Consider the following 12,212-nt stretch of genomic DNA (forward strand, 5'->3'; position numbering starts at 1 on the left):
GCCCACGCTCAACGCCGATTACTCGACAGTCGGCGGGTTTTCGAACGTGTGGAACGGAGCCGGGCTCGGCACGGTCCATTCGAGGCCAGTTGCGCCGTCCCACGGCTTGTCGCCGGCTTTTTCCAGCTCGCCGCCGCCGCGATAGGCCGGCAGCGCAACCGCAAACAGGAAGTAGACCTGTGCCAGACCGAAGCCGAATGCGCCGATCGAGATGACCTGGTTCCAGTCCGTGAACTGTGCAGGGTAGTCAGCGTAACGACGGGGCATACCTGCGAGACCGACGAAGTGCATCGGCAGGAACGCGAGGTTGAAGAAGAACATCGACGCCCAGAAGTGAATCTTGCCGCGCGTTTCGTTGTACATCCAACCGGTCCACTTCGGCGCCCAGTAGTACCACCCGGAGAACAGCGCGAAGAGCGACCCCGCCACCAGCACGTAGTGGAAGTGCGCCACCACAAAATAAGTACCGTGATACTGGATGTCGAGCGGCGCCATGGCGAGCATCAGGCCCGACAGACCGCCGAACGTGAACACCAACAGGAAGCCGACCGCGAACAGCATAGGTGTTTCGAAGGACAGCGAACCGCGCCACATCGTCGCGACCCAGTTGAACACCTTCACCCCCGTCGGCACAGCGATCAGCATCGTCGCGTACATGAAGAACAGCTGGCCCGTCACCGGCATGCCGGTAGCGAACATGTGGTGCGCCCACACCATGAACGACAGAATCGCGATCGACGAGGTTGCGTACACCATCGAGCTATAGCCGAACAGCGGCTTGCGCGAGAACGCCGGGATCACCTGCGACACGATCCCGAACGCCGGCAAGATCATGATGTATACCTCGGGATGCCCGAAGAACCAGAAAATATGCTGGTACATCACCGGATCGCCGCCGCCTGCCGCGTTGAAGAACGACGTGCCGAAGTGGCGATCGAACAGCACCATGGTGATCGCGCCTGCCAGAACCGGCATCACCGCGATCAGCAGGTACGCGGTGATCAGCCACGTCCAGACGAACATCGGCATCTTCATCAGCGTCAGCCCCGGCGCGCGCATGTTCAGAATCGTCACGACGATGTTGATCCCGCCCATGATCGACGAAGCACCCATCAAGTGGATCGCGAAAATCGCGAAGTCCATGCCCGGGCCCATCTGCGTCGACAGCGGTGCGTACAGCGTCCAGCCCGCGGCGGTTGCGCCGCCCGGTGCGAAGAACGAACCGACCAGCAACACGGCAGCCACCGGCAGCAGCCAGAAGCTGAAGTTGTTCATCCGCGCAAAAGCCATGTCCGATGCGCCGATCTGCAGCGGCACCATCCAGTTCGCGAAGCCGACGAACGCCGGCATGATCGCGCCGAACACCATGATCAGGCCGTGCATGGTGGTCAACTGGTTGAAGAACTCGGGACGCATGATCTGCAGACCCGGCTCGAACAGTTCGGCACGGATCATCAGCGCCATCACGCCCCCGGAGAGGAACATGGTGAACGAGAAGATCAGGTACAGCGTACCGATGTCCTTGTGATTGGTTGCGAACAGCCAACGACGCCAGCCATGTGGCGTTTCGTGGGCATGGTCGCCGTGCACGTGCTCGTGGCCCGCGACTACATCGTGTCCGATGCTAGACATGACAATCTCCTAAAGCGAATACTGCGGTGCTGACCATGAACACGTCAGGCAGCCGGGCTGATCTGGACACGCCGGGCTTCTTTCGCATCGCTGCCGCCCGTGATCGTTTCCGGCTTCTTCAAAATAATATGGTCTTCGGCGATGCCGGCTGCTTTCAACGCGTCGCGCACGGCTTCGGCACGACTCTTCGCAAGCTTCGCGTTGGTGTCGGCAGAACCGGTGGCGTCTGTGAAACCCGACAGCGTGAACTTTGCGTCCGGATGCGCCTTCGCGTAGGCCGCGGCCGCCTCGACCGCCGCTTTCGCGTCGGCCGGCAGCGTGCTTTTGCCCGTGTCGAAGTAGACGCTCGCCGGTAACGCCGCAGCTTGCGATGCGGCGGCGCTATCCGAACCGGCCGAAGCCGCGTCAGCACCCGAAGCCGCCGCTGCACCCGAAGCCGCCGCATCCGCGCCGCTGGCTGCTGCGCCTGCGTCGGCCAGATGGTTGCCGCCTTCCGGCAGCTTGCCGTTACGGGCATCCAGAACCTGCTTCGGCTGGAGAATATCGCCGGTGTGGTTGCCCCACGAGTTACGTTCGTACGTGATGACCGAAGCGATTTCGACGTCGTTCAGCGTCGGCGCCCACGAAGGCATCGCGTTCTTGCCCTTGAGAACCAGGCTCACGTGTTCGGCGATCGGGCCGTTGGCGATCTTGCTGCCGTCCAGCGCCGGAAATGCGCCTGCGCCCTTGCCGGTCGGCTGATGGCAGACCGCGCAGTTCGATGCATACACCTTGCCGCCGCGTTCCATCAACTCGGCCATTGTGTAGGTCTTGTTCGGATCGTCCTGGCCGGCGGCCATTTTCTTCTTCTGCGCGTCGACCCACTTCGCGTAGTCGTCTGCCGACAGCACTTCGACCACCACCGGCATGAACGCGTGTTCCTTGCCGCACAGTTCGGTACAGAAGCCGCGGAACGTTCCGACCTTGTCAGCCTTGAACCACGTGTCGCGCACAAAGCCCGGGATTGCATCCTGCTTCACGCCGAAAGCCGGCACGTACCAGGAGTGGACCACGTCGTTCGCGGTGGTGATGATGCGGATTTTCTTGTCGACCGGGACGACCAGCGGATTGTCGACTTCCTGCAGATACGTCGTGGTAATCGGCATGCGGCCATCGGTTTCCGCACGCGGCGTGGCCAGCGTGGACAGGAAGTTGATGCCCTCGCCCGGACCCTTCACGTAGTCGTAGCCCCACTTCCACTGGTAGCCCGTGACCTTGATGGTGAGGTCGGCATTCGTGGTGTCCTTCATCGCGACGACGGTCTTGGTGGCGGGGAGCGCCATCAGCACCACGATGATGAACGGCACGATCGTCCAGATGATTTCGACGGTGGTGCTTTCGTGGAAATTCGAAGCCTTGTGGCCCTTCGATTTGCGGTGAGCAAAGATCGAATAGAACATCACGCCGAACACGCCAACGAAGATCACCAGGCAAAGAATCAGCATGAACATGTGGAGGCTGAAAAGCTCCTCAGCGATTTTGCTCGCCGGCGGCTGGAGATTGATCTCGTTGACGGCAGGGCCGCCCGGAACATCGCCCACTGCCAGGGCCGCACCGGCGAAAAGCAGTCCGCTCATCGCCAGCACGCCCATGAGGGCTCGCTTGATTGTTTTCATAGCTTCCTTACCCAAAATTTCCATTCAAACCCTCGACCCCGCTGGCAGGCTGTCTCGCGCTCCCCGTGAACGCCGCGCGTCTCGACACGTCTAACAACGCGTGAGCCACATACGCAATTCGCCTGCGAACTGCGCGCGCCGATACTGCGCGAGATGTTGCCCGATCATGATCGTCTGGCCGCGCGACACCAGTTTGATCTGGTCACGCGGCGTTGCGCCCGGTTCGATCCGCACCCAGCGCGGATTGAATTCGAACTGCGTGCACCGCTCGGCGCTGACCTGCTCGATCACGAGCCGGTTCTGAAACAGCCGGACGCGCTCGTAATCGACAGCATGGCGCGCATATATGGCAAACGCGATGCCCACCGCGAGCAATTCGATACCGGTGAACGGCAACACCAGCCAGGCGCCGACCAGAACCAGCATGAAAGCAATTGCCAACGAGAACAACGCAAGCGACACGTAGAAACATACAAATTGCCGCGGCGAAATCGAACAGTTGCGCTTCATGGTCCAGTCTTTGAGAACGGATTCTGAATCCGCCAGCAGATCTGATGCTTCCATCGCTGCCTCCTGCCGACCGTCACCAATCGCCGCCTGCGGCCATTGCTCGCGACCGCTGAACGGCACTCAATCACCGCCGCGTCCTTCATGTTGCAGCCCAGTGCCTCGGGCCTGCCGCCCCAAATGTGGGAACTCCGGGCGACAAACTGACGCATTATAGGCGCGATCCATAGCATCCACAAGCAAGCCTCAATCGGCTCACAAGCCAGGCGCGACAAGCCTCCGCGCCGTTTTGACGCAGCTTTAGCGCGTCTTTTGAAGCGGTAATTTCAGACATAACAGATGTCGTCTTTACCGCTTCAACGATTCCTCGGCGAACCTCGTCCTATATCCTCGAGCCGCACAATCCCATGACCTTCGGCTGTGGTGCGCGGCACGGCTTTCCATGCGTGCCCGTAGATCACTTCGAAGGTCAGCGCGATCGTGCCGTCGGCACGGCGGCGGGCTTCGAGCGCCGCCAGCAAAGCCTTATGCAGCCTGCGTGCAACGGTATTCGACGCCGCCTCGCGCGCGAACGGATAGGCGCCCCAACGGCGCACGTCGGCGAGCAGCGACTCGGGCGACTTATACGTAATAGTGAGTGTTTCCTGGTCCATCACAGGAATCTCGAAACCGCTCTCGACCAACATATCCCCAAGGTCATGCATGTCGACAAAGTCGATCACATGGTTGCGCGAAGCGACGCCGTGCGCGGCCTCTACCTCGGCGTAGGCGCCGCGCAATTCCTTCAGCGAATCGGGACCGAGGGTGCTGAACATAAGCAGGCCGTTCACTTTCAGCACGCGTTGCCATTCGGGAAACACGAGATCCGGCCGCGAGTGCCAGTGCAGTGCGAGATTGGACCAGATGAATTCGAAGGCACCGGCCGCGAACGGCAGCGCTGAGAAGTCGGCCTGCGCGAAACGCGGACCGCGGGCGCCGAGCGCCTTGCCGAGCGTGGCCGGAAGAAAGCGCCGCCAGCTCGTGTCGCCGGCATCGTGGCGCAGCGCGCGGCCGAGCATCCCATGCGACAGGTCAGTGCCGAACACCGGCGCCTCAGGGAAGCGCTCGCGCAGCGCGGGGATGTCTTCGCCCGCGCCGCAGCCGGCATCGAGCACGCTCGCCGGAGTGACCTTGATGTAGTCGAGACGCTCGCGCATGCGCTGCGCGATTTCGCGCGGCAGGAACGCAACATCGTGGAAGGTCGCCGCGCGGCGGTCGAAAATCCGCCTGAGACGCCGGGAATCGTAGGCCGGACGGCCAGATTGAGCGGGAGTTGGGGACATGGGTGTCGTACTGGCGAAGAGCACGAAGTATACTCGCTCGCTTACCTCCATTCAGCGTGAAAGGCCTTCGCGGGCGGTCCAATCATCCCATTCCGAACCATTTCCTTGTCCTCCCGCGGCCCAACCGCCCGTTTTGCGCGTTTTACGCGCGGCCTCCGTTCAGCATGGCCGCGTGTGATGCACGCCGCGCTGCCGAACCTCTGCATGCTATGCGGCAATTTGTCGCACAAGACGCTGTGTTCCGGTTGTGATGAGGCGTATTGGAACGAAGGCCGGTTGCGTTGCACTGTCTGCGCGGTTCCTTTGTCCGGAACGCGGCTGGCAAGTCGCGCGCAATATCGCTGCGCGGATTGTATCGGCGAGCCGCCGCCGTTCGAGGCGACCTTTGCTCTCGCCGATTACCGCCAGCCGCTCGACGCCTTGGCACTAGGCCTGAAATTCCGCGCCCGGCTGATGCTGGCGCGCGAGTTCGCGCGACGCCTTGCGCGTCTTGCGGAAGACGCCTGGCAGGATCCATCTGAGCGGCCCGAGGTGCTCGCGCCCGTGCCGCTGGCCAACCAGCGTCTTACCGAGCGCGGCTACAACCAGGCATGGCAGATCGCGAGGCCCTTGGCCCGCGCACTGAATGTGCGCGGCGACGCAACCTTGCTGCATCGGGTGATCCACACCGCGCCGCAATCACGGCTCGACCTCGACGCGCGCCGGCTCAATGTGGGCCGCGCTTTCCAGGTCGCCAAACCCGTGCAAGGTCTGCACGTCGGTATCGTCGACGATGTGATGACCACCGGCGCAACGCTCGAAGCGCTGGCGCGCACGCTCAAAGCCGCCGGTGCGCGGCGCGTCACCAACTTCGTCGCGCTGCGCACGCCGAAAAACTAGTCCCCACCTGAAATCACTATGTTCAATGTCGTCCTCGTCGAACCGGAAATCCCGCCGAACACCGGCAACGTCATCCGTCTGTGCGCGAATACGGGTGCGCGACTGCATCTGATCGAGCCGCTCGGCTTTCCGCTCGACGACGCCAAATTGCGCCGTGCCGGCCTCGACTATCACGAGTACGCGCAGATGAACGTACACGCCGATTGGGCTGCCTTCGTGGCCAAAGAATCGCCCGATCCGACCCGGATGTTCGCCTTCACCACCCGTGGCTCGGGCCGCTTTCACGAGCATGCGTTTCAATCCGGCGACTGGTTCGTGTTCGGCGCCGAAACGCGCGGCCTGGCCGACACGGTGCTCGATCAATTTGCCAATGACCAGCGCGTACGTCTGCCGATGCGGCCGGGCAACCGCAGTCTGAATCTGTCGAACACTGTCGCGGTGGTGGTGTTCGAAGCGTGGCGTCAAACCGGCTTCGACGGCGGCGCCTGACGGCGCTTCAATTCGGCTTCGTAGCGCGCGAGCATTGCGCCGTCGAAGCAGGCGAACACTACGCGCTCGATCTTCGGCGCGCGCGGCAAAGTTTCGACCACCGTGCCGACGGCGATCTGCACGGCTTCATCGGCGGGAAAATGGTAGATGCCGCAACTAATGGCGGGAAACGCGATGCTCGTGCAATGCGCTTGATGCGCCACCTCGATCGAGCGTTGATAGCAGGACGCGAGCAGGTCGGCCTCGCCATGCGCACCGCCCCGCCACACCGGGCCAACCGCGTGAATCACGTGTTTTGCCGGCAATTGGTAGCCGCGGGTGATTTTCGCGTCGCCCGTCGCGCAGCCACCGAGCGCCTCGCACTCACGCACCAATTCCTTGCCGGCCGCGCGATGAATCGCGCCGTCCACACCACCTCCGCCTAATAGCGACGTATTCGCGGCGTTGACGATCGCATCCACGGCGAGCGTCGTGATGTCGACGACGCGTGCTTCCAGCGTGCAACGATTGAAACTGAGCATGGGGAACCTGGCTGATCCGAAGCGTCGATAAAATGTGGACAGCAAGGGAGGGCAGCCGTTCAGCGCTTTTCTGCGCTAAACGGCCGATAGACCGGATTTATTCGGCTTTGGAATCGCGCCGCAGCAAGGCGCTGACAGCGTCGCGAGGCGCCACGCCGTCGAACAGCACGGCACAGACGGCCTGCGTAATCGGCATCTCGATCGCATGAGCGCGAGCGATCGCCAGGACGGCTTGCGCACAGCGCACACCTTCGGCCACGTGACCTAGGCCACCGAGAATATCGCCGAGCGTACGGCCCGCGGCGAGTTGCACGCCGACCGTGCGATTGCGCGACAGATCGCCCGTCGCGGTCAGGATCAGATCGCCCAAGCCGGTCAAACCGGTGAACGTTTCCGCCCTTCCGCCGAGCGTCACGCCGAGACGCGACATTTCAGCCAGACCGCGCGTAATCAGCGCCGCCCGTGCGTTGAGGCCGAGGCCGAGGCCATCGGCAATGCCCGTCGCAATCGCCAGCACGTTCTTCACCGCGCCGCCCACTTCCACGCCGACGATGTCGTCGCCGGTGTAGATGCGCATTGCGCCGTGATGGAACGCGGCGACCGTGCGCTCGCGGCACGCCGCCGACGCACTTGCGATTGTCAGCGCCACCGGCAAGCCCTGCCCGACTTCGCGCGCGAAGCTCGGACCGGACAGCACGCCGTTGCTGACATGCCCCGGCAATTCAGCCGCGACCACCTGATGCGGCAACAACTGCGAGTCGGCTTCGAAACCTTTGCACAACCACACCACATGCGACGGCACTTTGCCTGCGTCGCGCATTGCCTGGAACAGACCACGCAGACCGGCCACGGGCGTCGCCACGATGCATAACGCGTCGTCGGCGAGCGCATGGTCGAGCGCTGCGTTCAGATCGGCTTCATAGCGAAGCGCCGGCGGCAAGGCCACGCCCGCCAGATAGCGGACGTTTTCGTGCGCAGCGGAGAGATCGGCGACGAGCGCGGGTTCGCGCGCCCACAGCACCGAGTCGTGCCGCGCGGCAAGATGGCCGGCGAGGGCTGTGCCCCATGCACCGGCGCCGAGGACAGCGACCTTCATAGCCGGCACCGCGTACGTCGCGTTAATGCGTGACGCCGTTCTGCGCCGCGCCTTCCTGGCCGCCCATTTGCGTGAGACGTTGTTCGTACAGCGCCTGGAAGTTGATTTCGGCGAGGTGGATCGGCGGGAAACCGGCACGCGTGATCGCGTCGGCGATGTTCGAGCGCAGGTACGGGAACAGGATCGTCGGGCAGGCGATGCCGACCAGCGGATCGATCTGTTCAGCCGGAATGTTGCGGATGTCGAAAATGCCGGCTTGCTTGGCTTCGATCAGGAACGCGACCTTGTCCGACACCTTGGCCGTGACCGTGCCCGTGACGAGGATTTCGAACACGGTGTCGGCGAGGCGCTCAGCCTTCACGTCGACTTCCACTTCGACCGAAGGCATTTCCTGCTCGAGGAAGATGCCCGGCGAATTCGGCTGCTCGAGCGACATGTCCTTCAGGTAGATGCGCTGGATGTTGAAGAACGGCTGGTTATTCTCGTCGGACATGATTGAGTGATTCCCTGATAGGTAAGCATGGCGGCGGCCCATGACGTCACGGACCGCCAGATCGTTGCGGCGCCTCGCCCGCCTGAAAAAAAGCGGGAATGCGCCGGCTTGTATTTCATCCGCCCCATTCACGCGCCGCCCGGCGCGCGGATTCAGGCAGCTTCGAGCAGAGGCATCAAACCGCCCGCGCGATCGAGCGCGGACAGGTCGTCGTACCCGCCGACATGCGTCTCGCCGATGAACACTTGCGGCACCGTACGGCGACCGGTCCGGGTCATCATTTCGTCACGACGGGCCGGGTCTTTGTCGATCAGTACCTTTTCAACGTGCTCGACGCCGCGCGACTTTAAAAGACGTTCGGCCATCTGGCAATACGGGCACACCTGGGTGCTGTACATGATCACTTTGTTCACTTCGCTGCTCCTTGTTTCACAACCGGCATACCGGCCTTCTGCCAGGCGTCGACCCCGCCTTCGAGAACATGGACTTCGGCGAATCCGGCATCTTGCACGATACGCGCAGCCTTGTTCGACTGCTGGCCGGTCTGGCATACCAGCAGCACCGGGTTGTTCTTGTTCTTCACGAGTTGCGCGACTTTCGCCTGCAATTCTGCAAATTCAAGGTGCCGCGCCGCGGGCAAATGGCCCTTGGCAAAGTCGGCGGACGGACGCAGATCGATGACCGCCGCATTGCGCCGGTTGATCAGTTGGGTCGCCGCAGCGGCCGACAGGCCCCCGCGGCCACGCCGGCTGATCGTAGGCCACAGCAGCAACCCACCGGAAATGAGGACGATTGCGATCAGTACAAGGTTTGTGTAATCAGTGAAAAACTTCACGGAAAATCCGCCGAAAAAGAGAGAAATCGAAAAGGGCAATCCACCCATTATAAAATAACCGTCTGACGCGATGGCGACGCTCCTCCAGAGGACCCTCGCAACGCTTTACCGCTTCCTTACTACCGACCGGCAATCTCATGTACAAACTCGTTCTCATCCGCCACGGCGAATCGACGTGGAACAAGGAAAACCGCTTCACAGGCTGGGTCGACGTCGACCTGACCGAGCAGGGCAATCGTGAAGCGCAGCAGGCGGGCGTGCTGCTGAAGGAATCGGGCTACACGTTCGATATCGCCTACACGTCGGTGCTCAAGCGCGCGATCCGTACCTTGTGGCACGTGCAGGATCAGATGGATCTGATGTATCTGCCGGTGGTGCATTCGTGGCGCCTGAACGAACGCCATTACGGCGCGCTGTCGGGGCTGAACAAGGCGGAAACCGCCGCCAGGTTCGGCGACGAACAGGTTCTGGTCTGGCGCCGCAGCTACGACACGCCGCCGCCGGCGCTGGAGCCGACGGACGAGCGCGCGCCCTATGACGATCCGCGCTACGCCAAGGTGCCGCGCGAGCAATTGCCGCTCACCGAGTGCCTGAAAGACACCGTCGCGCGCGTTTTACCTTTGTGGAACGAGTCGATTGCGCCGGCCATCAAGTCGGGCCGCAAGGTCGTGATCGCCGCGCACGGCAACTCGATCCGCGCCATGGTGAAGTACCTCGACAATATATCGGACAACGACATCGTCGGCCTGAATATCCCGAACGGCGTGCCGCTCGTCTATGAGCTCGACGACAACCTGAAACCGGTCAAGCACTACTATCTGGGCGACCAGGACGCGATTGCGAAGGCGCAAGCCGCTGTCGCCAGGCAAGGCAAGGCGGGCTGATTCCGTCACCCGCCGCCGGTCACAGCCCGGCGGTGAAAAATGCAGCGGGGAGCGGCAAACGGGCGCGCTGACCGGCAAGACGTACCGGCCCTCGCCGCCCCCGCATCGCTTCATTCGGCTGCTCTCGTTCACATCCGCCTGTTACCGCACATTACTTCAGCACCGCGGCGCCGATCTCACGAACCAGGACCGGCCCGTGCTGTCGAATGACGATTGCCTGCGCCGCGCCCTGACTGGGCAGGTGTGCAGTTATACTTGTCCGTCCCCATCTCTATCGACGCTGCCACGCGCTTCCGACCGCAACAGACTCTATGCGAAAGAACCTGAAAAATATCGGCCTGATTGCCGCGGGCCTTGCTACCGGCGTATTTGCCACCCTGCAACTTTCCGCCTCGGCCCAGCAACCCGCCGGCGCCAGCTCAAGCACCGCTGCACCGCTGCCGCTGGACCAGCTCAGGCTCTTTGCCGAGGTCTTCGGGCAAATCAAGCATGAGTACGTCGAACCGGTCGACGACAAAAAGCTGCTTACCGCCGCGATCAAGGGCATGGTGTCGAGCCTCGACCCGCACTCGTCCTACCTCGACAAGACCGATTACGAAGAACTGCAGGAGCAGACCAAGGGTCGCTTCGCGGGTCTCGGCATCGAGATTTCGTCTGAAGACGGCCTGATCAAGGTGATCTCCCCGATCGAAGACACCCCGGCGTTCCGCGCCGGCATCCGTCCGGGCGACCTGATTACCCGCATCAACGACAAACCCGTGCGCGGCATGACGCTCGATCAAGCTGTCAAGCAGATGCGCGGCGAACCGGGCACCAAGGTCACGTTGACCATCTTCCGCAAGACCGACGACCGCACGTTCCCGCTCACGGTGACGCGCGCAATCATCAAGGTCCAGTCGGTCAAGATGAAGATCCTCGCGCCGGGTTACGCGTATGTCCGTATCACCAGCTTCCAGGAACGCACCACGCCTGATCTGGCCGCCAAGCTGCAAGACATCGCACGTCAGCAGCCGAATCTGAAGGGTCTCGTGCTCGACCTGCGCAATAACGGCGGCGGTCTGCTGCAAAGCGCGGTCGGCGTCGCGGGCGCGTTCCTGCCGCCGAACTCGGTAGTGGTGTCGACCAACGGTCAGATCCCGGATTCGAAGCAGGTCTACCGCGATACGTACGATAACTATCGCCTCCAATCCTTCGACAGCGATCCGCTGAAGGACGAAGCACCGATCTTCAAGACCGTGCCGATGATCGTGCTGACCAACGCCTACTCGGCTTCGGCTTCGGAAATCGTCGCGGGCGCGCTGCAGGATCAGCATCGTGCGCTGATCGTCGGCAAGACCACATTCGGCAAGGGCTCGGTGCAAACCGTCCGGCCAATGACGGCCGACACCGCACTGCGTCTGACCACGGCGTATTACTACACGCCGAGCGGCCGTTCGATCCAGAATAAGGGCATCCGTCCTGACATCGCGGTCGATCAATACGCGGAAGGCGATCCAGACGACGCACTCGTGACCCGCGAAGTCGACTACTCGAACCACCTTGCGAACACGCAGGATCCGAACGAGAAGAAGGAAGCGGAACAGCGCGAACAGGAGCGCATGGACCAATTGCGCCAGCTTGAAGAGCAGAACGACAAGAAAACGCCGGAACAGCGTCAGAAGGATCGTGAGCGCAAGCCGGTGGAATTCGGTTCGACCGACGACTACATGCTGCAACAGGCTTTGAACAAGCTGGAAGGTAAGCCGGTTCAGGAATCGAAGTCGCTGACCGAGCGGCGTCTGGCGCAGAACAAGCCGGCAACGTCGGCATCCGCGCCGGTCGCGGTGAAGCCGACGCAACCGGTACCGGGCGCGTCCGGGCCGGCTCCGGCCTCGGCACCCGCTCCGGCCAAGTAAGCAG

At 62.5% G+C, this 12,212-nt stretch carries 13 protein-coding genes; 4 read left to right on the plus strand and 9 right to left on the minus strand.

Annotation, left to right across the window (positions count from 1 at the left end):
- Positions 1-18 precede the first annotated feature (18 nt).
- The 4 genes from ctaD to ACAX43_RS12815 form a co-directional block, all read right to left on the minus strand.
- A complete protein-coding gene (gene ctaD / locus ACAX43_RS12800) occupies positions 19-1,632 on the minus strand; it encodes a cytochrome c oxidase subunit I (RefSeq protein ID WP_201072259.1) in 1,614 nt (537 codons plus the stop codon).
- A gap of 44 nt (positions 1,633-1,676) precedes the next feature.
- A complete protein-coding gene (gene coxB, locus ACAX43_RS12805; protein ID WP_370708760.1) occupies positions 1,677-3,311 on the minus strand; it encodes a cytochrome c oxidase subunit II in 1,635 nt (544 codons plus the stop codon).
- Between the two features lie 66 nt (positions 3,312-3,377).
- Positions 3,378-3,851 (minus strand): DUF2244 domain-containing protein, encoded by a 474-nt coding sequence (locus ACAX43_RS12810; protein WP_370708761.1) that lies wholly within the window; start codon positions 3,849-3,851, stop codon positions 3,378-3,380.
- A gap of 299 nt (positions 3,852-4,150) precedes the next feature.
- Complete coding sequence (locus ACAX43_RS12815) at positions 4,151-5,116, minus strand: methyltransferase domain-containing protein (protein WP_370708762.1); 966 nt, start codon at positions 5,114-5,116, stop codon at positions 4,151-4,153.
- A 177-nt stretch (positions 5,117-5,293) separates the two neighbouring features.
- Between ACAX43_RS12815 and ACAX43_RS12820 the strand changes: the two genes are divergently transcribed.
- Positions 5,294-5,995, plus strand: coding sequence for a ComF family protein (locus ACAX43_RS12820; RefSeq protein ID WP_370708763.1), 702 nt, complete (start codon positions 5,294-5,296; stop codon positions 5,993-5,995).
- Positions 5,996-6,013: 18 nt separating this feature from the next.
- Positions 6,014-6,484 carry a tRNA (uridine(34)/cytosine(34)/5-carboxymethylaminomethyluridine(34)-2'-O)-methyltransferase TrmL gene (trmL, locus tag ACAX43_RS12825; RefSeq protein WP_370708764.1) on the plus strand — a complete coding sequence of 157 codons (471 nt, stop codon included), beginning with the start codon at positions 6,014-6,016 and terminating at the stop codon, positions 6,482-6,484.
- On the opposite strand, the gene ACAX43_RS12830 is transcribed toward trmL, so the two are convergent.
- From ACAX43_RS12830 to ACAX43_RS12850, 5 genes are all read right to left on the minus strand, one after another.
- Positions 6,457-7,005: an O-acetyl-ADP-ribose deacetylase gene (locus ACAX43_RS12830; RefSeq protein ID WP_370708765.1), complete on the minus strand. Its 549-nt coding sequence runs from the start codon at positions 7,003-7,005 to the stop codon at positions 6,457-6,459. The two genes, trmL and ACAX43_RS12830, sit on opposite strands and share 28 nt — an antisense overlap.
- 97 nt (positions 7,006-7,102) lie before the next feature.
- A complete protein-coding gene (locus ACAX43_RS12835) occupies positions 7,103-8,101 on the minus strand; it encodes an NAD(P)H-dependent glycerol-3-phosphate dehydrogenase (RefSeq protein ID WP_370708766.1) in 999 nt (332 codons plus the stop codon).
- A gap of 22 nt (positions 8,102-8,123) precedes the next feature.
- Entirely contained in the window at positions 8,124-8,594 is a 471-nt protein-coding gene (gene secB / locus ACAX43_RS12840) for a protein-export chaperone SecB (protein ID WP_370708767.1), read from the minus strand.
- A 152-nt stretch (positions 8,595-8,746) separates the two neighbouring features.
- Positions 8,747-9,007, minus strand: a complete 261-nt coding sequence (gene grxC / locus ACAX43_RS12845; RefSeq protein ID WP_167048431.1) for a glutaredoxin 3 — start codon at positions 9,005-9,007, stop codon at positions 8,747-8,749.
- Entirely contained in the window at positions 9,004-9,429 is a 426-nt protein-coding gene (locus tag ACAX43_RS12850; RefSeq protein ID WP_370708768.1) for a rhodanese-like domain-containing protein, read from the minus strand. The genes grxC and ACAX43_RS12850 overlap by 4 nt, the downstream gene beginning before the upstream one ends.
- A gap of 137 nt (positions 9,430-9,566) precedes the next feature.
- Here ACAX43_RS12850 and gpmA point away from each other — a divergent pair, with 137 nt between their 5' ends.
- Both gpmA and ACAX43_RS12860 read left to right on the plus strand, forming a co-directional pair.
- Positions 9,567-10,313, plus strand: coding sequence for a 2,3-diphosphoglycerate-dependent phosphoglycerate mutase (gene gpmA, locus ACAX43_RS12855; RefSeq protein WP_370708769.1), 747 nt, complete (start codon positions 9,567-9,569; stop codon positions 10,311-10,313).
- 311 nt (positions 10,314-10,624) lie between these two features.
- Positions 10,625-12,208, plus strand: coding sequence for a S41 family peptidase (locus tag ACAX43_RS12860; protein ID WP_370708770.1), 1,584 nt, complete (start codon positions 10,625-10,627; stop codon positions 12,206-12,208).
- Positions 12,209-12,212: the final 4 nt, after the last annotated feature.

This window comes from Paraburkholderia sp. IW21, from assembly GCF_041321145.1.
Taxonomy (GTDB): Bacteria; Pseudomonadota; Gammaproteobacteria; order Burkholderiales; family Burkholderiaceae; genus Paraburkholderia.

What these genes read in the sequence shown, in the direction of transcription:
- ACAX43_RS12860 (WP_370708770.1), top strand. Translation starts at nt 10,625, where the DNA reads ATGCGAAAGAACCTGAAAAATATCGGCCTGATTGCCGCGGGCCTTGCT.
- gpmA (WP_370708769.1), top strand. Translation starts at nt 9,567, where the DNA reads ATGTACAAACTCGTTCTCATCCGCCACGGCGAATCGACGTGGAACAAG.
- ctaD (WP_201072259.1), bottom strand. Translation starts at nt 1,632, where the DNA reads ATGTCTAGCATCGGACACGATGTAGTCGCGGGCCACGAGCACGTGCAC.
- trmL (WP_370708764.1), top strand. Translation starts at nt 6,014, where the DNA reads ATGTTCAATGTCGTCCTCGTCGAACCGGAAATCCCGCCGAACACCGGC.
- ACAX43_RS12815 (WP_370708762.1), bottom strand. Translation starts at nt 5,116, where the DNA reads ATGTCCCCAACTCCCGCTCAATCTGGCCGTCCGGCCTACGATTCCCGG.
- coxB (WP_370708760.1), bottom strand. Translation starts at nt 3,311, where the DNA reads ATGGAAATTTTGGGTAAGGAAGCTATGAAAACAATCAAGCGAGCCCTC.
- ACAX43_RS12810 (WP_370708761.1), bottom strand. Translation starts at nt 3,851, where the DNA reads ATGGAAGCATCAGATCTGCTGGCGGATTCAGAATCCGTTCTCAAAGAC.
- secB (WP_370708767.1), bottom strand. Translation starts at nt 8,594, where the DNA reads ATGTCCGACGAGAATAACCAGCCGTTCTTCAACATCCAGCGCATCTAC.
- ACAX43_RS12820 (WP_370708763.1), top strand. Translation starts at nt 5,294, where the DNA reads ATGCACGCCGCGCTGCCGAACCTCTGCATGCTATGCGGCAATTTGTCG.
- ACAX43_RS12830 (WP_370708765.1), bottom strand. Translation starts at nt 7,005, where the DNA reads ATGCTCAGTTTCAATCGTTGCACGCTGGAAGCACGCGTCGTCGACATC.
- ACAX43_RS12835 (WP_370708766.1), bottom strand. Translation starts at nt 8,101, where the DNA reads ATGAAGGTCGCTGTCCTCGGCGCCGGTGCATGGGGCACAGCCCTCGCC.